This window comes from Mesorhizobium sp. B2-4-15 (assembly GCF_006658505.1).
Lineage (GTDB): Bacteria > Pseudomonadota > Alphaproteobacteria > Rhizobiales > Rhizobiaceae > Mesorhizobium.
On record NZ_VFUZ01000003.1, the window covers coordinates 32,630 to 52,166 of the forward strand.

General features: G+C 64.9%; 14 protein-coding genes. 4 read left to right on the forward strand and 10 right to left on the reverse strand.

All coding sequences use genetic code 11. From position 1 onward, the window contains the following. Positions 1-37: 37 nt before the first annotated feature. From FJ930_RS04390 to FJ930_RS04400, 3 genes are all read left to right on the forward strand, one after another. Entirely contained in the window at positions 38-838 is an 801-nt protein-coding gene (locus FJ930_RS04390; protein WP_140742163.1) for an endonuclease/exonuclease/phosphatase family protein, read from the forward strand. 122 nt (positions 839-960) lie between these two features. Continuing rightward, on the forward strand, positions 961-1,281 hold the full coding sequence (locus tag FJ930_RS04395; RefSeq protein WP_141835213.1) for a hypothetical protein: 321 nt from the start codon (positions 961-963) through the stop codon (positions 1,279-1,281). Positions 1,282-1,457: 176 nt separating this feature from the next. Next, entirely contained in the window at positions 1,458-2,306 is an 849-nt protein-coding gene (locus FJ930_RS04400) for a hypothetical protein (RefSeq protein ID WP_181763285.1), read from the forward strand. A gap of 272 nt (positions 2,307-2,578) precedes the next feature. Here the strand turns inward: FJ930_RS04400 and FJ930_RS04405 are convergent, their stop codons facing one another. The 9 genes from FJ930_RS04405 to FJ930_RS04450 all read right to left on the reverse strand — a co-directional run bounded on the left by FJ930_RS04405 (position 2,579) and on the right by FJ930_RS04450 (position 16,164). After that, positions 2,579-4,093, reverse strand: a complete 1,515-nt coding sequence (locus FJ930_RS04405; RefSeq protein ID WP_141835218.1) for an aldehyde dehydrogenase family protein — start codon at positions 4,091-4,093, stop codon at positions 2,579-2,581. A gap of 183 nt (positions 4,094-4,276) precedes the next feature. Then, complete coding sequence (locus FJ930_RS04410; RefSeq protein ID WP_140742155.1) at positions 4,277-5,551, reverse strand: RNA polymerase sigma factor; 1,275 nt, start codon at positions 5,549-5,551, stop codon at positions 4,277-4,279. Beyond that, the gene (locus FJ930_RS04415) at positions 5,548-5,922 is read right to left on the reverse strand and encodes a YciI family protein (protein WP_140742153.1); all 375 of its coding nucleotides are present in this window, start codon (positions 5,920-5,922) and stop codon (positions 5,548-5,550) included. Before FJ930_RS04415 ends, FJ930_RS04410 begins: the two co-directional genes overlap by 4 nt. A gap of 98 nt (positions 5,923-6,020) precedes the next feature. Further along, a complete protein-coding gene (locus FJ930_RS04420; RefSeq protein WP_141835221.1) occupies positions 6,021-7,112 on the reverse strand; it encodes a DNA topoisomerase IB in 1,092 nt (363 codons plus the stop codon). Positions 7,113-7,582: 470 nt separating this feature from the next. Continuing rightward, positions 7,583-7,753 (reverse strand): glycosyltransferase, encoded by a 171-nt coding sequence (locus FJ930_RS04430; protein WP_246676805.1) that lies wholly within the window; start codon positions 7,751-7,753, stop codon positions 7,583-7,585. 146 nt (positions 7,754-7,899) lie between these two features. Further along, positions 7,900-8,784, reverse strand: coding sequence for a transglutaminase family protein (locus FJ930_RS04435; RefSeq protein ID WP_141835223.1), 885 nt, complete (start codon positions 8,782-8,784; stop codon positions 7,900-7,902). Between the two features lie 65 nt (positions 8,785-8,849). After that, complete coding sequence (locus FJ930_RS04440) at positions 8,850-11,255, reverse strand: circularly permuted type 2 ATP-grasp protein (protein ID WP_141835226.1); 2,406 nt, start codon at positions 11,253-11,255, stop codon at positions 8,850-8,852. 6 nt (positions 11,256-11,261) lie between these two features. After that, complete coding sequence (locus FJ930_RS04445; RefSeq protein ID WP_141835228.1) at positions 11,262-14,621, reverse strand: transglutaminase family protein; 3,360 nt, start codon at positions 14,619-14,621, stop codon at positions 11,262-11,264. Positions 14,622-14,967: 346 nt separating this feature from the next. Continuing rightward, complete coding sequence (locus FJ930_RS04450; RefSeq protein WP_141835231.1) at positions 14,968-16,164, reverse strand: acyl-CoA dehydrogenase; 1,197 nt, start codon at positions 16,162-16,164, stop codon at positions 14,968-14,970. A gap of 102 nt (positions 16,165-16,266) precedes the next feature. On the opposite strand from FJ930_RS04450, the gene FJ930_RS04455 reads away from it, so the two are divergent. Further along, positions 16,267-17,178, forward strand: a complete 912-nt coding sequence (locus tag FJ930_RS04455) for a LysR family transcriptional regulator (protein ID WP_141835234.1) — start codon at positions 16,267-16,269, stop codon at positions 17,176-17,178. On the opposite strand, the gene FJ930_RS04460 is transcribed toward FJ930_RS04455, so the two are convergent. Continuing rightward, positions 17,179-19,503, reverse strand: a complete 2,325-nt coding sequence (locus FJ930_RS04460; RefSeq protein WP_141835237.1) for a Tex family protein — start codon at positions 19,501-19,503, stop codon at positions 17,179-17,181. Between the last annotated feature and the right edge of the window lie 34 nt (positions 19,504-19,537).

Consider the following 19,537-nt stretch of genomic DNA (forward strand, 5'->3'; position numbering starts at 1 on the left):
TGAGGTGCATGGTGAGAAAAGCAGGGACAGGCATGCCATGCGGATGAACGGGCGCAGCCTGCCGGCGAGCATGCTTTTGTCCATCCGTGACCGGCGGATGCGCAAGGCCAATGCCGCGTCGCCCAAAAAGGCCGGCGCCACCGGGACGCTGGTCGCTTCCTACAACGTCCACAAATGCATCGGCGTCGACCGCAGGTTCGACCCTGACCGCACCAGCCGTGTCATTCGCGAAATCGACCCCGACGTCATTGCGCTGCAGGAGGCGGACAACCGTTTCGGCGACCGTGACGGACTCCTCGACCTGCCCCACCTCGAACGGGAGACAGGCCTGGTGCCGGTGCCGATCGCTGCCAATGGCAAAGGCCATGGCTGGCATGGCAATGTCCTGCTTTTCAAGAAGGGCGTCGTCCGCGACGTGCATCAGATCAGGCTTCCGGGCCTGGAGCCGCGCGGCGCGGTGGTGGCCGAGATCGATCTCGACGGAAACCGGACATTGCGCGTCATCGCCGCCCATCTCGGCCTGCTGCGCCGCTCACGCTCGCAGCAGGCTCAGGTCGTGCTGGATATCATGAACAGCCCCGACGAAACGCCGACGCTGCTGCTCGGCGACCTGAACGAATGGCGGCTCGGCAACCGCTCCGCGCTGAACACGCTGCACATGACCTTTGGACCGCTGCCGCCGGCCGTTCCCACCTTCCCGTCGAACCTGCCGCTCTTGGCGCTCGATCGCATCATGGGCAACCGGCACGGCATGATCTCGGCTGTGGAAGCGCATGACACGCCGCTTTCGCGCGTGGCTTCCGATCACCTGCCGTTGACGGCCTTTGTTCGGCTGTAAGGCCGTTGCCCGGCCGCTCCGACCGGCTTGGCGGCCGCGGCGACGAAAAGCTTACCGATTGCTATTGGAACGCTAAGTCTTTCCACGAGTTGATATGGCTTAGAACCGCAGGAGGACGAAACATGAAAAAATTCATTTTGGCTTCCGTGCTGACTTTGGCCGCAACAGCCGCAGTCATCGCGCCGACACAAGCCGCAAGTCTGGTTATCCAATCCGACGACAACAACCAGTATTCGGATGACCAATCCGATAGTGGAATTGTCATTCGCCGCCACCATCACCGACACTATAATCAGTATGGCGACGATCAGAACGTGCAATATGACGACTATGGCAATGGCGACTATCGCCGCTATCATCGGCGCCACCGCTGCCATATCGAAACGGTCGTGCACTGGCGCCACCATCACAAGGTGATCGAGGACGTTCGCGTCTGCGGCTGACCGCTTAGGAACTCATCTCGAAGACCACATAAGGCCTATCCCGCATCAGTCGGGATAGGCCTTATGTGCTTGACTGGCCCTGTACGCCGCTTTTGCTATGTCTGGACACAAATGTTGAAGGCTGAAAAATAGGGAACGCAACCTCGCCATCCGAGGCGGTTCAAAGCATCGGGAGAATAGCCCTGCATCTGGAAGACATAGCCGCCCATCCGGCCTTGCACCGCTACGTTCAGGAACAGTCGCAGTCCCTGATCCGAATCTATGAGGAAAGCCCCCGACTGGCTTCGATCTTTGCCACGCAGCAGCGCTGGCTGATGGGTCACGTTGGCCTTGCCATGCATTTCAGGCGCGACCCGAACGACCGCCGCAAGGAACTGACGGTATCGCGTTTCATCGAGGTCGTGCACCGCAACGCGGTGGCCAGCCGCAATACGGCCGACGCCTTCATCAAGGAGATGCTGCACTACAACATCGCCGAGTATGTGGCGGGCGGGGATGGCCGCACGCATCCGCTGCAACCGACGGCGGCCACCATTGAGAGGTTCACCGGCTGGGTGGTCGCCCATCTGCGCACGCTTGACCATATCGACGGCGGCGACCGGCTGGCCAGATACCTGGAGCGGCCCGACATGCTTGCCACGCTGCAGCCCCTGGTCGCCGACGGCCTGCTCGCTTCAAAGCCGGTGCGCGAGCCCAACCAGACCTTTTCCCTGTTCATCTGGCTCAACAATGGCGGCATCGTCATGGACTGGCTGATGTCAGGCATCGATCCCGATCATGCTGGCCTCGACCGGATTCCAACCAGCGTGGTTTCGATCGGCGACTTCGCCAAATGGCTTAAATTGTCGCGGACCCATCTCGGCCGCAAACTGCGCATGGCCGAGGAACTCGGCAGCATTGGCTGGCTTGGTCAGCGCGGCCATTCGGTGATGTGGGTATCGCACCGGTTCTATGAGGAATACATGACCGTTCAGGCGGCCAAGCTTGCCGTCGTCGACAGCGCCTTCGAAGCCTGCTTTGGCTGATATCGGGCGTCGATCCCGAGCATGCCGGCCTCGACCGAATCCCGACCGGCATCGCCTCGATCGGTGATTTCGCCTGAGGGCTGAAGCGGCACGCAAGCTGCGCGATGCCGGGGATCTCGGCAACGTTGGCTGGCTCGGCCAGCGTGGCAAAGCCGACGCTGGACAAACGTCGGAAGCTGTCCAGCGTTACAGCGGCGTGCACGCCTTCCACCTGTGCCGATTGATGCTCGCCGAGCCTGAACGACACTGACTTTGGCTAAGCCCGGGCGTTCTCAATCGATGTCGAACGAGACGCCCTGGGCAAGCGGCAGCGCCTTGGAATAGTTCACCGTGTTGGTGGCGCGCCGCATATAGGCCTTCCATGCATCGGAGCCGCTCTCGCGGCCGCCGCCGGTTTCCTTTTCGCCACCGAAAGCACCGCCGATCTCGGCTCCCGATGTGCCGATGTTGACATTGGCGATGCCGCAGTCCGAACCGTCGACGCCGAGGAAACGCTCGGATTCCTGCAGGTCGCGGGTGAAGATCGATGACGACAGGCCAGCGCCGACCGCGTTGTGCTCGTCGAGCACGGCGTCGAAATCCGAATATTTCATCACATAGAGGATCGGCGCGAAGGTCTCTTCGGTCACCGGCGAAACCTGCTTCGGCATCTCGACCAGCGCCGGATGCACGTAATAGGCATCCGGGTGGCCGTTCTCGACCCGCGTGCCGCCGGTCACCTTACCGCCCTGGTCGGTGGCTTCCCGCAACGCCTTCTGCATGGCTTCGAAGGCGGCCTTGTCGATCAGCGGACCGACCAGCGACGAGGTCTCCAGCGGATTGCCGACCGAAACGCTCTGATAGGCCTTCTTCAGGCGCGGAACCAAGGCGTCGTAGACGCTGTCATGCACGAACAGGCGCCGCAGCGTCGTACAGCGCTGCCCGGCCGTGCCCATGGCGCCAAACGCAATGGCGCGCAACGCCATGTCGAGGTCGGCGGTCGGGCAGACGATGCCGGCATTGTTGCCGCCGAGTTCAAGCACGGCGCGCGCGAAGCGCTTGGCCAGGCGCGGCCCGACATCCCTGCCCATGCGGGTCGAGCCGGTGGCCGAAACCAGCGGCACCTTGGGATGGTCGACCAGGATTTCGCCAACTGCGCGATCGCCGATCAGCACCGGCGCCAGCCCGTCCGGCGCGTCAGTGCCGAATCGCTTGGTCGCGCGCTTGAAGATCGCCTCGCAGGCAAGTGCGGTCAGCGGCGTCTTCTCCGACGGCTTCCACACCACCGCGTCACCGCAGACCAGGGCAAGTGCCGCATTCCACGACCACACCGCGACCGGGAAGTTGAAGGCGGAAATGACGCCGACGACGCCGAGCGGATGCCAGGTTTCCATCATGCGGTGGCCCGGACGCTCGGTGGCGATGGTCAGGCCGTACAACTGCCGGGACAAACCGACGGCGAAATCGCAGATGTCGATCATCTCCTGCACCTCGCCCAGTCCTTCGGACGGGATCTTGCCGACCTCTATCGACACCAGCCGGCCAAGCTCGGCCTTGTGCGCGCGCAGTTCCTCGCCAAGCAGCCGCACCAGTTCGCCACGCTTCGGCCCCGGCACCAGCCGCCAGGACTGGAACGCCTTGTGTGCCTCATCGATCACCTTGGCCGCGTCGGCCGGCGAGATCGTCTTCAGCGCCGCGATCTCTTCGCCGGTCACCGGGCTGCGCACGATGAGGTCGCCGCCGGCAAGCGCGTCCTTGGCCACGCCCAGTTTCGCCAGCAGTTCGGCCGTTTCCTTCGCTATGGTCATATTTATTCCTTTCAGATCCCATCGCTTATATGGCGTCGGCCAAGGCCTGCCGCCATGCCTTCCCGGTGCCGTCAGGCCCAGGAGGCGCTGTCATGGCGTGCCATTACCTGTTTCAGGGGAAAATCGCCACCCCGGCATGGTCCAAGCCCAAGCTGCACGATTGAGCCAGCCAGGCGATGGTGGTCAGTTGGCCTTTTTCGCCGGCGTCCGCACGGCGCCATCCTTCATCAGCCGGTCGATATGCATGCGGATATGGGCCGCTTCCGCCGCCGTGTTGGCAAGCGCTATGGCGCGGTCGAAGGCGATACGCGCCTCCTCACCCCGGTCGAGTTGCATCAACAGCCCACCCTTGAGGCCGAAGAAGTGGAAATAACCGGAAAGCCTCGACTCCAGCGGTTCGATCATGGCAAGCGCCGCTTCAGGCCCGCGCACCTTGGAGACCGCCACCGCGCGGTTGAGCGTGATCACCGGTGACGGCTGCATCTGTTCGAGCAGGCCGTAAAGCAGGTCGATCTCCACCCAGTCGGTGTCCTCGGCCTTGTCAGCCCGGGCATGCAGGGCGGCGATGGCCGCTTGCACCTGGTAGGGGCCGGGCTTGCGATGGCGCAACGCCTTATCGACAAGGGCCAGCCCCTCGTCGATCATCTTGCGCCTCCAAAGGCCGCGGTCCTGGTCCTCGAGCAGCACGATCTCGCCCTCTGCGTCGAAACGGGCCGGTGCGCGCGCGTGCTGCAGCAGAAGCAGCGCCGTCAGCCCCATGATTTCCGGCTCGGTCTGGAACAGCCTGAGCAGCAGCCGGGCCAGCCGGATCGCCTCCTCGCACAGCGGCGCACGGGCGGGTGCCTCGCCGCTGTTGGTCGAGTATCCCTCGTTGAAGATCAGGTAGACCATGGCCGCCACAGCGGCGAGCCGTTCCGAGCGCTCGACCGCGCCTGGCGTCTCGAACGGCACGCCGGCATCCGCGATGCGCGCCTTGGCACGTGTGATGCGCTGCTCCATGGCGCTTTCACCAACCAGGAAGGCGCGGGCGATCTGCCTGACGGTGAGGCCGGAGACGATGCGCAGCGCAACCGCGATCTGCTGCGTTGCAGGCAAATCAGGATGACAGCAGATGAACAGCAGCCGCAAGATGTCGTCGCGGTAATGCGCGCCGTCCAGCCGCTCGGCGATATCGCTTTCGGCATCTTCAAGATCGGAGATCTGGTCCTCTTCCGGCATCGGCGCCTGCTTGGCGCGCTTGCGCACCGCATCGATGCCGCTGTTGCGGCCGACGAAGATCAGCCAGGCCGCCGGATCGCGTGGCGGCCCGTTCTGAGGCCAGTTCTTCAGCGCCCTGAGGCACGCATCCTGGAAAGCTTCCTCCGCCGTGTCGAGATCGCGGAAATAGCGCAGCAGCGCGCCCATCGCCTGCGGGCGGGCGGCGCTGATGGCGGAGCTGATCCAGGCGAGTTCGGTCATGCGGGAATCCTGGCAGGATTGAAGATGGAGACCGGCCGGATCTCGTAGGAGCCGCCGCTTGGGTTGACCTCGGAAAGCTCGCGGGCGAACTCGACCGCCTCATCGAGGTCTGCGCATTCGAGCGTGTAGAAGCCGAGGAATTGTTCCTTGGTTTCGGCGAACGGCCCGTCGATGACGACCGATTCGCCTTTCACTTTCCTCAGCGTCGTCGCCGCTGTCGTGGGCAACAGACGCGCCACCGGACCAAGCCGTCCAGCCTGGGCGTATTTTTCCTGGACGTTGAGGAGATTGGCCATGACTTCGTCGTCCTGCGCCTTGCTCCAGGAGCTGACGACGTCTTCGGAGGCATAGCAGAGGATGGCGTAGAGCATCGTTGGTCCTTTCTGTGTCAAAGGACGAAACAGTAGGACCGATCCCGACACGGCGTCGATAAAAAAATCCCGACGCCGCTTCCGCCAGCCGCCACGAGTCAACCTTCGTGGGTTTTCAGCCATCTCAGCACGAGGGCTTCCTCGTGGTCGAGGCCATCTATCGCCCGCTTGCGCTTGTTGGCTTGCGCCATTTCGGCAAGCAGCCGCCCCTGCGACCAGGCTTCGAAAACCCGCGGATGGATATAGCATTTGCGGCAGACGGCGCGCGTGTTGCCCAGCCGCTTGGCCACCTCGTCGATGACGCTGTTCATCACCCGCTTCTGCTGAGCCTGGCTTTCGGGCAGCTCCGTTTGCGCAAACAGTGACGCGGCATGGATGGTACCGCCCCAGGTGCGGAAATGCTTCGAACTGAACGCATCGCCGGCGGCGTCCCTGATATAGCGGTTGACGTCCTCGGAGCGGACTGGGTGCCTGTTGTGCTGCTCGTCGAGATACTGGAACAGTTTCTGGCCCGGCAGGTCCTGCGCGCCCCGCACGATCCTGGCGATGCGCCGATCGACCAGCTTCAGGCTCCATTCCTTGCCGGACTTGCCCTTGAAGGCGAACCGCAAGCTCGATCCCCTGATGTCGACATGGCGGTCGCGCAATGTCGTCAGGCCGAAGCTCTTGTTGTCGCGTGCATAGGCGGTATTGCCGACACGGATCATCGTGTTGTCGAGGAGCCAGACGACCGCGGCGACGACACGCTCGAACGGCAGGCCGTGACGGCGCAGGTCGCTGTCTATCTTGCGCCGCAGGTCCGGCAGGCTTTCGGCGAAGGCAACGAGGCTCGAATATTTGGCGCTGTCGCGTTCTTGCGCCCATTGCGGATGGTAGCGGTATTGCTTGCGTCCCCGCTGATCCCTACCGGTCGCCTGGATGTGGCCATCGGCGTCGGGCGAAATCCAGACATCCGTCCAGGCTGGCGGAATGACGATCGCCTCGATACGCGCCCTGGTGGTATCCGAGACCGGTCGCCCATCCGGTCCCTTGTAGGAAAATCGCTTGCCTGCCCGCAGCCGGCGGATACCGGGCTCGGCATCGCTGACATAGGTCAGCGCGGTGTGATCGGCCGAGCCTTGCGGCCGCGGCCGTGCATGATCTTCTTTCGCGGCCGATCGACCAAAATGCGTCTCTGATTTGCCCAGCATGTCCGCTCCACCGAATTGTCCGGAGATAAGCAACGGATCGGCCACCGGTTCCGAAGAGTGTCCGAAATGGTGCCTTTTGGCTTCAGCCGCGAGATCGGCCACCCATCCCGCCATCATCGACATGCGGCGGCTGGTAACCGCGACCGGGTGGCATCGTCTCCAGGCGAGCGCCTGTTTCGTCGGCTAAATAATCATAGCCGATGTCTTCATCTCATGTTTGGTTTCTTGGGGCCAGCGATCCTCCCCTGGGCCGCCTGATGGTTTTCAAGTGATTGCGGGCGCCGAAATAGACGCCGACAGATTTCACAAATAAAGCCAGGGAGAGGATTGGCATCGATCGCATGGCGACGGCCAGTTCCGGTCCGGACAGTCCGGTCCGGGTCAATTTTCGGATCTGCCGACGGTCACGAAAAGTATTGCGGGCAAGTCGAAAAGGTATGGTCAGGCTTGTTCCGGCGGAATAAGCCCCACTAAGGTTGTGCCGCTGCCTGCCGTGCCACATCAGCCGTGTCGTCCGTCGAGGCATCGTCGACCAGCAGGATCTGGCCGATGACCTCGGCCTCACTGCTGAGCGACGCCAGCGTTGTCGCGATGGTCGCGGCCGCATTGTGGGCAGGGATGACGATGCAGACTGCTCTCAATTACGAACCTCGCGCCTGCGCGCTTTAGCAATACAATGACTGTCCCCTCAAAACGAGCATAGAGTAACGGCCCCGTCGATGTTTGAGAAGTCGCCTTGTCCTCCTTGAATTGCAGCAACGGGCGCCTTGCACATACAGGCCCGCTTTCACGCCTTTTCGAGCGCGACCGGGATGACGTCGACGGCCTGCTCGCCGACCTGCCCGCCGGTGGTCTTCAGCACGCCGACGATCGGAGCGACGTCGGAATAGTCACGGCCGTGACCGACGGTGATGTGGTCGTTGCTGGCCCGCATGCCGTTGGTCGGGTCGAACTCCTGCCAGCCGGCGTCGCGTCCGCACCAGACCTTGACCCAGGCATGCATGGCATCGGCGCCTTCCAGCCGGGGTTTGCCCTTCGGAGGGATGGTGCGCAGGAAGCCGCTGACATAGCCGGCCGGTATGCCGAGCCCGCGCAGCCCGGCGATCATGATGTGCGAAAAGTCCTGGCAGACACCGCGCTTCAGCCTGAAAGCATCGCTGGCCCGGGTCCGCACCGTGGTCGCCTCGCCATCATAGGTGAAATCGCGGTGGATGCGGTTGCACAGGTTCATGGCCGTGCCGGCGGCCGAGTTGCCGACGCTGTCCTGCGCATATGAAGTGATCGCCGCGTCGATGCCGGCATGGCCGCTGACGGACAGGAAGTGATGCGGTGCATCCGGCGCCAGCGACCGCACTGCGGCCAGTTCCTGCCTCAGCCGCCCGATATCCGGCGACACGTCGAGCCCGGGCTCGGGCCGCGACACCGACACACGCGCGCTCATCCTGATGTCGAGCGCGTCATGCGCATCGCGAAAGGCAATCGAGGTGACGTTGTTGCCGAAGAAATCCGAAAAGTCGGAACGCTCGTTGGGCGCCGGTGCAAAGGACAGGGATGCCGCGATGACGCGCTGCACACCGGAAATCGTCGACGGCAGGACGCGGATCTGGTGGCGGCCGCCGCCGGCCGCGGCTGCATAGTCGTAATGGAGATGAAGCCTGATGTCGTAAAGCATGCGCTACTTTTCTTGTCCTGCCGCGGGTTCTGTCGCAAACCGCGCGAGGCTTTTGCGGGACCTGCCTAGCCGAAATAGGCCTTGGCGAGGCTGTTGTAGAGGCCGCCTATCTCGTTGGCGAGATCGTCAAGTGCCGCGGCCGTCATGTCCGAAGGCTCCTTGATGGCGATAGCCGTGTTGAGCTGCAGGATTTCTTTCGCCGCCGGCGACATGTGCCCCTCGCCGCCGACCGACGGCAAGAGGCCGATCTCGGCCTTCAGCCTCTCGAGCTGGAACAGAATGGAGCGCGGATTGAGCGGATCGAGCGCCAGAAGATCGATCACCGTGCGCCGGCCGGCCTGCACCGGATATTGCCGGCGGTGGGTCATCACGCTATCGCCGATCTCCAGCATCATGTCCAGAGCGCCTTCCGGCGCCTGGGCGCCGGTCAGCCGTGCGAGCGTGCGGGCGATCTGGATGCCGCGCTCCAGCCGCCGGCCGATCTCGAGGAATCGCCAGCCGGCAAAACGATACATGTTCTCGTGCAGCAGGCCGGAAAACCCGGCGAGCTTGCGCAGGATGACGGTCATTGCGCGTGTCGCGTCATCCCCCGGCGCCACCGTCGTGGCGAACTGGTGGATGGTCTTCGACAGGTCCTTGAGCGCGAGCCAGCCGTCGGGCGAGAAACGGTCGCGGATCTGGCCGGCGCTGTAAACCGCTCTGTCCAGCGTGCCGATCAGCCCCAACGGGATCGCCGTGCCGACATCGATGCCGAACGGTTCGAGATAGTCCCTGATGTCGGCCAGCAGCGGCATGTCCGGGTCCGACGTTTCGGCCAGCCGCACATGATAGGCGCGCAGTATACGCACCGTGTCTTCCGAGCGTTCGATGTAGCGGCCGAGCCATGTCAGGTTTTCAGCCGCGCGGCTGGGCAGGCTGCCCGGCCTGGTGCGGCTGAAGCTGTCGCCCTCTTGCGGCAGCAGCGTCTCGCGCTCCACCGGCCTGTCGCTGACCACCCAGACGTCAGCCGCCTGGCCGCCCCGCTGCATGGCTATCGCGGTCGGGTCGAGTGACAGGCCGACGCGGGCGAACCCACCCGGCATCACCGTCCAGCCCTGTGGCGTGCGCGCCAGATAGACGCGCAGGCTCGCTGGCCGTGGTTCCAGCCAGCCACCGACATAGACGGGCGTCGTCGACAACGTCACCGCTTCCTGGCCGACGAAGGCGTCGCCATCGCGCTCGATGCGCGCCACCAGCTCCGCCCGCTCCCCGGCCGACAGTGCCGAGCCGAGCTTGGTCTGGCCGTCATCCTCGAAGGCGAGCCTGGTCGACAGCGCCGGGCCGATCACCATACGGTCGATGTTGGCAAGCACATGGGCGCGCTCGGCCTCCTGCCCGCACCACCATGTCGCGACGCTCGGCAGCAACAATTCCTCGCCACGCAGCTCGCGCGCGACCTTGGGCAGGAAGGCGAGCAGCGCCCGCGTTTCCATCAGGCCGGACCCCAGCGCATTGACGGTGGACACGGAGCCCTGCCGGATCGCCTCGACCAGCCCCGGCGTGCCGATCTGCGAATCCGAGCGCAGTTCGAGCGGATCGGCGAAGGCGGCATCGAGGCGTCGCCAGAGCACGCTGATCGGCATCAGGCCGGAAACGGTACGCACCATCAGCCTGCCGCCGGAAACGGTCAGATCCTCGCCCTCCAGCAGCATGATGCCGAGATAGCGCGCGATGTAGGCGTGCTCGTAATAGGTCTCGTTGAGCGGCCCCGGCGTCAGGATGGCGACGCGGCCGTCGGTGGCCATGCCGAGCAGCGCGTCGCGGAAGCGGCGGAAGAAGCCGGCGAGCCGGTGCACATGCATCTCGCCATAGATGTCCGACAGCGCGCGCGTGGTGGCGACGCGGTTCTCCAGCGCGAAGCCGGCGCCGGACGGCGCCTGCGTGCGGTCACCCAGCACCCACCAACGTCCATCGGGCCCGCGGCCTAGCTCGAAGGCGCAGAAATGCAGGAAATGGCCCTCGGCCCGCCTGGTGCCGACCACGGGCCGCAAATATTCAGGACTGGCGGCGATCAGCCCTGCCGGCAGGATGCCCTTTTCGATCAGCCGGTTACGGCCATAGATATCGGCGATGGTTTCCTCGAACAGCTCGGCGCGCTGGACGAGGCCGGCGCTGATCGCGGCCCATTCGGTATCTTCGATGAGCAGGGGCACATGCGCCAGCGGCCATTCGCGCTCATTGGCGCCTGCCTTGTCGTAGACGCGGTAGTAGACGCCGGCGTCGCGCAGATACTGGTCGGCGCGGGCAAAGCGCTGACCGAGCTTTTCAGGCCCCAATTCGTCGAGCGCCTCGATGAAATCCTTCCAGGCCGGACGGGGATTGCCTGACGCATCGACCATCTCGTCGACGACGCCGTCGATCGGCTGGTAGTGCTCCAGCAGGCTGTGGGTCTGCGGCTTGCCGCGTACCCTCTTGTGATTCCCCTTTGCCATATCGGATCACAGTCTTGGCGGGCGCCGAAGGTCAAGGGTCATCGGGAAATCTTGTGCCGGTTGTTCCTCGCGCAGCACATAGCCGGATGGCGTGTGGCCGCGCGGTTCGAAGCGGGCGAGCCGCCGGGCCTCGGCCTCGTTGCCGTTGACCGGGAACGTATCGTAGTTGCGCCCGCCCGGATGCGCGACATGGTAGACGCAGCCGCCAAGCGCCCTGCCCGACCAGCGGTCGTAAATGTCGAACACCAGCGGCGTGTTGACCGGCAGCGCCGGATGCAGGCCGGAAGCCGGCTGCCACGCCTTGAACCGTACACCGGCCACCGCGACCTCCCTGTTGTCGGTGACCTTCATCGGCACGAGGCGGCCGTTGCAGACGATCGCATGACGCTCGGGGTTCAGCCCTTCGGTCTTGACTTGCAGCCGCTCCACCGAGGAATCGACGAAGCGCACGGTGCCGCCGATGGCGCCCTGTTCGCCCATGACATGCCAGGGCTCCAGCGCCTGGCGCAGCTCCAGTTTGATGCCGGCATGGCGGACCTCGCCACAGAACGGGAAGCGGAATTCGAGCTGGGCGTCGAACCATTCGGGCCGGAACTCGAAACCGTTGAGCTTGAGGTCGTCGAGCACGTCGAGGAAATCGGCCCAGACATAGTGCGGCAGCATGAAGCGGTCATGCAGTGACGTGCCCCAGCGCACGAAGCGGCCGTCGAGCGGGTTTTGCCAGGCGTGGGCGATGATGGCGCGCACCAACAATTGCTGCGCCAGCGACATGCGCGCATTGGGCGGCATTTCGAAGCCGCGGAATTCCACCAGCCCCAGCCGGCCGGTCGGCCCATCCGGCGAGAACAGCTTGTCGATGCAGATTTCCGAGCGGTGCGTATTCCCCGTGACGTCGGTCAAAAGGTTGCGGAACAGCCGGTCGACCAGCCACGGCAAGGGTGCGGCACCCTGGTCCGGATGCGGCACCTGCGCCATCGCGATCTCAAGCTCATAGAGAGAGTCATGGCGCGCTTCGTCGAAACGCGGCGCCTGGCTGGTCGGCCCGATGAACAGGCCCGAGAACAGGTAGGACAGCGAAGGATGCCGCTGCCATTGCAGAACCAGGCTCTTCAGCAGGTCCGGACGGCGCAGGAACGGGCTGTCGTTGGGCGTCGCGCCGCCGACAACGACATGATTGCCGCCGCCGGTGCCGGTGTGGCGGCCATCGATCATGAACTTGTCGGCGCCAAGCCGCGTCTGCCGCGCTTCCTCGTAGATCGCCGTCGTCGTCGCCACGCAATCCTGCCAGTTGGAAGCCGGATGAATGTTGACCTCGATGACACCGGGATCGGGCGCGACGCGGATGACGTTGAGGCGCGGATCATGCGGCGGGCCATAGCCTTCGATATGCACGGGAAGCCCTATTGCCTTTGCCGCGTTCTCGGCCGCCGCAACCAGTTCGAGATAGTCTTCCAGCGCCTCGACCGGCGGCATGAACACGCACAGACGCCCGTCGCGTGGCTCGACCGAAAGCGCCGTGCGCACCGCGCCGCCGATCTCGGTGATCTCCTGCTCGACCCGGTCCTGCTGGCCACTTACAGCGGTGAAGGATGCCGCCTGCTGGCGGCGCGCCATTTCGTCGGCGCCTTCGCGTTCGGCTGGAGCCGCACCGGGCAGGATCGCCTCGCGCGCCGGCAGCGGCCCGCGCGGCAGCGACGGATCGACCGGCACGATGTAGGGAAACTGTGCCGGCGGCACATAGGGCAGCGTGCCCAGCGGCAAGCGATAGCCGACCGGTGAATCGCCCGGCACCAGGAACAGGCGGCCGCGCCGCGTCGTCCATCTCTCCGAACGCCAGCGCGGTTCCGATGCCTGGCTGTTCCAACGCTGCACCGGCAGCACATAGCCCGACGGTTTGGTCAGCCCGCGCTCGAACACGCGCGCCATGCGGCTGCGTTCCTCCGGATCCTCCAGCCTTGAGTTGGACGGATCGACATTGTCGGGCAGCTTGCCTTCCTTGAGCAGCCATTCGGCCGGATCCTCATAGGCTTCGCTGACCATGGACCTGTCGATGCCGAGCTCACCGGCGATTGCCGTGAGCAGGCTTTCCGCCTGCCGAGGCCCGACCTTGGCGTCGCTCTTCTCGCGCGCGATCAGCGACGGGTCGCTCCACACCGGCTGGCCATCGGCGCGCCAGTAGAGCGAGAAGGTCCAGCGCGGCAGGCTCTCGCCTGGATACCACTTGCCCTGGCCGTAGTGGAGAAAGCCGCCCGGCGCGAAACGCCCGCGCAGCCGTCGGATCAGCGCATCGGCCTTTTCGCGTTTGGTTGGCCCGACGGCTGCGGTGTTCCACTCGGCCGATTCGAAATCGTCGATCGACACGAAGGTCGGCTCGCCGCCCATGGTCAGCCGCACATCCTGCGTCTTCAACACGGCATCGACCTTGTTGCCCAGCGCGTCGAGCGCCTGCCAGCTCTCGTCCGAAAACGGCCTGGTGATGCGCGGATGCTCTGCGATGCGGTCGACCCGCATGTCGAAGCCGAACTCGACATTGGCGAAGCTCGCCATGCCCGAAATCGGGGCGGCGTTGCGGAAATGCGGTGTCGCCGCCAGCGGCACATGGCTTTCGCCGGTCAGCAGGCCGGAGGTCGGATCGAAGCCGATCCAGCCGGCGCCCGGAAGATAGACCTCGCACCAGGCGTGCAGATCGGTGAAATCGACCGTCGTGCCGGCCGGACCATCGAGCGCGACGAGGTCGGGCTTGAGCTGGATCAGATAGCCCGACACGAAGCGCGCGGCGATGCCGAGATTGCGCAGGATCTGCACCAGCAGCCAGCTCGAATCGCGGCACGAACCCTTGCCTGCGGCCAGCGTTTCCTCCGGCGAGAAGACGCCGGTCTCCATGCGCACGATGTAGGCGATCTCGCGCTGCAGGCGGGCGTTGAGGTCGACGAGGAAGTTGACCGTATTGGGCGCACTGCGGTCGATGGTTCTCAGGAAGGCCGAGAGCAGCGGCCCCGCCGGCTCCGGTGTCCGGTAGATGGCGAGATCGTCCCTGATCTCTTCAGGATATTCGAACGGGAAGGTCTCGGCCGACGGCTCGACGAAGAAGTCGAACGGATTGTAGACTGTCATGTCGGCGACGAGGTCGACCTCGATCTTCAGTTCGCTCACCGGCTCGGGAAAGACGAAGCGGGCGAGGAAGTTGCCGTAGGGGTCCTGCTGCAGATTGACGAAATGGTTTGCCGGCTCGACCTTGAGCGAATGGCTGAGCACCTTGGTGCGGGAATGCGGCGCCGGCTGCAGCCTGATGATCTGAGGACCGAGAACCACCGGCCGGTCGTATTTGTAGTGGGTCAGGTGGTAGACGGCTGCCAGAATTGCCATGGGACCCCGGAGATCGGCGTTTCAAACGAACGCTAGACCCTGACACAGATAGCAGCCGATCTCCAAGCGGATGTTGCGGTGCACCCAATCGAACGCCTTCTTTCGTCTCCCGAGCAGGTCGACCCCCACTCCGTCTCGGCTTCGCCGAGCCACCTCTCCCCCGATCGACGGGGTAGAGGAAGGGCGCGAACCTATCCCAAACTGGCCCCCTTCCTCTCCCTCCGGAGGGGGGAGAGGTGGCTCGGCGAAGCCGAGACGGAGTGGGGGAAGGCGGTTCTCAATCGCGCAGTAGTAACGCGATCAGCAATCCATTCAGGTGCGAATTGCCTTTATGGCGCTGCCCGTCTCAGAAGAACGCCTGTATCCCCGTCTGCGCCCGTCCCAGGATCAGCGCGTGCACGTCGTGCGTGCCTTCATAGGTGTTCACCGTCTCCAGGTTCTGCGCGTGGCGCATGACGTGATAGCCGATCTGGATGCCGTTGCCGCCATGCATGTCGCGGGCCTGGCGGGCGATGTCGAGCGCCTTGCCGCAATTGTTGCGCTTGACGATCGAGATCATCTCCGGCGCCATCTTGCCTTCGTCGAGCAGGCGCCCGACGCGCAAGGATGCCTGCAGCCCGAGCGCGATCTCGGTCTGCATGTCGGCGAGTTTCTTCTGGAAAAGCTGCGTGCCGGCGAGTGGCTTGCCGAACTGCTTGCGGTCCAGGCCATACTGGCGCGCGCGGTGCCAGCAATCTTCCGCCGCACCCATCGAGCCCCAGGAAATGCCGAACCGGGCCCGGTTGAGGCAGCCGAACGGGCCCTTCAGCCCGGAGACATTGGGCAGCAGCGCGTCTTCGCCGACCTCGACGCCTTCCATCACCACCTCGCCGGTGATCGAGGCGCGCAGCGACAGCTTGCCGCCAATCTTGGGCGCCGAAAGCCCCTTCATGCCCTTCTCCAGCACGAAGCCACGGATTTCGTCCTTGCCGTTCTCGCCCTTCAACTTCGCCCAGACGACGAACACGTCGGCGACCGGCGCATTGGAAATCCACATCTTGGAGCCGGAAATCCTGTAGCCGTTGGCGGTCTTCTCGGCGCGGGTCTTCATGCCGCCAGGATCGGAGCCAGCATCCGGCTCGGTCAGGCCGAAACAGCCGATCCACTCGCCGCTGGCGAGCTTGGGCAGATATTTCTTGCGCTGTGCGTCCGAGCCATAGGCATGGATCGGATACATCACCAGCGACGACTGCACCGACATCATCGAGCGATAGCCGGAATCGACGCGCTCGACTTCGCGCGCGACCAGTCCGTAGGTGACATAGTTGGCGCCGAGCCCGCCGAATTCTTCTGGAATGTTGATGCCGAGTAGCCCGGCATCACCCATTTCGCGGAAGATCGCGGTATCGAAGGTCTCGTTGAGGTAGGCGTCCTCGATGCGCGGCGCCAGCTTGTCGGCGGCGAAGGCCGCGGCACCGTCGCGCACCATGCGCTCGTCTTCCGAAAGCTGGTCCTCGATCAGGAACGGGTCTTCCCAGACGAATGCATTCTTGTCGGCGGCCATGGCTTCTCGATCCTCAAACAAGTGAAGCCCGGCTTATCGGCCCGCGGCCTGAAAAAATCAAACGAAATTGCTTCATCGATCAATGAGCGTTAGGAATAGATCATGAGTGTCCAGCGTCGCCTTTTGCCGAACATCGGTGCCCTTGCGGCCTTCGAGGCCGTCGCCCGTCTTGGCAGTTTCACCGCCGCCGCGCAGGAGCTGGACCTGACCCAGGGCGCTGTCAGCCGGCAGATCAGGCTGCTGGAAGACCAGTTCGGCCGCCGGCTGTTCGAGCGCGACAGCCGCAATGTGCGGCTCTCGGCTGCGGGCGAAATCTATGCCGAGGCGGTGCGTGCCGCCCTCGGGCAATTGCGCGACGCCGCCTTGGGATTGATGAGCAATCGGCATAGTGGCATCCTGAACCTCGCCATATTGCCGACCTTCGGCACGCGCTGGCTGATGCCGATGATCCCTGATTTCGTCGAGAACAATCCCGACATCACCATCAACTTCGCCACCCGCGTCGGCCGCTTCGACTTCGCCCGGGAGAGGCTGGATGCCGCCATCCACTACGGCCTGCCTGACTGGCCGGAGGCCGACTCCACGCTCCTGGTGCGCGAGACGGTGGCGCCGGTGGCCTCGCCCGAATTCCTCGCCGGCCGCGCCATCGCCTCGCCGGCCGATATCGGCCGCCTGCCGCTGCTGCACATGGCGACGCGCCCCGGCGCCTGGACCGAATGGTTCGAGCACCAGGGCCTGAGCGCGCCGACGGGCCCCGGCATGCAGTTCGAACAGTTCGGCACCGCCGCCCAGGCCTGCATGGCGGGGCTCGGCGTGGCGCTGTTGCCGCTGCTGCTCATCGCCGGCGAATTGCAGCGCGGCCAGTTGGTGCCCGCGCCCGGCCAGCCCATGCAAAGCCGCAGCGCCTATTACCTCGTTGTCCCCCACGACAAGCGCGGCTATCCGCCGGTCGCGAGTTTTCGCGACTGGCTGCTGGCCCAGCTTGATAAGGAGCCGGCTGTTCTGGCGTGGTAGCTACTTGCGCTTCAGCGCGTCCGCTAGCGCCGCGCCGAATGCGCCTTGCTGGGCCGGCCGCTCGGGCTGGCGCTGGGGTGCTGGCGAGCGCGGCGCCGGCCTGCCGCCGCAATTGTCACGCGACCCGCCTTTCGATCCGCCGCCCTCGCCGCCGTCCTTGCGCATGGAGAGCCCGATGCGCTTGCGCTTGATGTCGACATCGACGACGCGCACCTTGACCACATCGCCGGCCTTGACCACCTCATGCGCGTCCTTGATGAACCGGTCGGCCAGCTGCGAGACATGCACCAGCCCGTCCTGGTGCACGCCGATATCGACGAAGGCGCCGAAGGCCGCGACATTGGTCACGGTGCCCTCCAGCAGCATGCCGGGCTTCAAATCCTTGATGTCGTCGATGCCGTCGGCGAAGGTCGCGGTTTTGAAGCCGGGGCGCGGGTCGCGGCCGGGTTTTTCCAGCTCGGCCAGGATGTCGCGGACCGTCGGCAGGCCGAAACGCTCGTCGACGAAGACGCGCGGATCGAGCGCCTTGAGTGCGGCGCTGTCGCCCATCAATGCGCGCACATCGCGCCCGCAGGCGGCCACGATCTTCTTGGCCACGCCATAGGCTTCGGGATGCACCGCCGAGGCGTCGAGCGGCTCGCTGCCGTTCGGAATGCGCAGGAAGCCGGCGCATTGCTCGAAGGCGCGCGGTCCCAGGCGGGACACCTTGAGCAGATCCTTGCGGCTGGCGAACGGTCCCGTCGCGTCGCGGTGCGCGACGATAGCGTCGGCGAGCGACGCGCCAAGACCTGAAACGCGCGCCAAGAGCGGTGCCGAAGCCGTGTTGAGATCGACACCAACGGCATTGACCGCATCCTCGACCACCGCTTCCAGCGAACGCCCAAGCCGGTACTGGTCGACATCGTGCTGGTACTGGCCGACGCCGATCGACTTCGGTTCGATCTTGACCAGTTCGGCCAGCGGATCCTGCAGCCGCCGCGCGATCGACACCGCGCCGCGCAACGATACGTCAAGACCGGGGAATTCGGCCGCCGCCGTCGCCGATGCCGAATAGACCGAGGCACCTGCCTCGCTGACGATCACCTTGAGCGGCTTGGGGCCTGAGCCGGCGGGCATGTCGGACAGCATGTCCGCCACCAGCTTTTCCGTTTCGCGACTGCCGGTACCGTTGCCGATCGAAATCAGCTCCACCTTGTGCAGGCGGACCAGCGCGGCGAGTTCCGTCTGCGTGCCGCGCACATCGTTCCGCGGCGGGAACGGATAGACCGTCGTCGTCGCCACCAGCTTGCCGGTGCCGTCCACCACCGCCACCTTGACGCCGGTGCGGATGCCGGGATCGAGCCCCATCGTCGGCCGCGAGCCGGCGGGAGCCGCCAGCAGCAGATCCTTGAGATTGCGGGCAAAGACATGGATCGCCTCTTCCTCGGCCCGCTCGCGCAGATCGCGCATCAAATCAAGCGTCAGGTGCAGCGACAGTTTTATGCGCCATGTCCAACCCGCGACGTCCATCAGCCAACGGTCGCCCGGCAGGCTGCCGCCGATCGCGTAGGCATTGGCGATCATCCGTTCGACCGGCTTCACCGGCGAAGCATCGTCGGCATCGACCTCGATGTCGAGCGACAGCACCTCTTCGTTGCGGCCGCGCAGCATGGCGAGCGCGCGGTGGCTTGGCACATTTGCCCAGCGCTCGACATGGTCGAAATAGTCGGAGAATTTCGCGCCGGCCTCCTGCTTGCCGTCGACCACCCTGGCCCGCAAGAAGGCGCGTTCCTTCATGTAGCCGCGCAGCTTGCCGACCAGATCGGCATTCTCGGCGAACTGCTCCGAGAGGATGTCGCGGGCGCCTTCGAGCGCCGCCTTGGCGTCGGCCACCTCCCCGGTGACATAGGCCAGCGCCGCCTCGGCGGGCACCAGCGAGCGATCGGCAAGAATAGCCTGCGCCAACGGCCCCAGCCCACGCTCCCTGGCGATCTCAGCCTTGGTGCGGCGTTTCGGCTTGTAGGGCAGATAGATGTCCTCGAGTTCCGCCTTGGTAGCAGCGGCGGCAATCTTGGCTTCGAGTTCCTCCGTCAGCTTGCCCTGTTCGCGGATCGAGCCGAGGATGGTGTCGCGGCGGGCGTCGAGTTCGCGCAGGTAGGCGAGCCGCTCGGCAAGGTCGCGCAGTTGCGTGTCGTCCAGCCCGCCCGTTACCTCCTTGCGGTAGCGCGCCACGAAGGGCACCGTCGCGCCCTCGTCGAGCAGTTCGATCGCCGCGGCCGCCTGTTCGGGCCGCGCCTTGATCTCGGCTGCGATGATGGCTGCGATGCGCTTGATGTCGGATGCCATGTCGTTCCTGCTGTCGTCGAAAAGAGCGGCGACC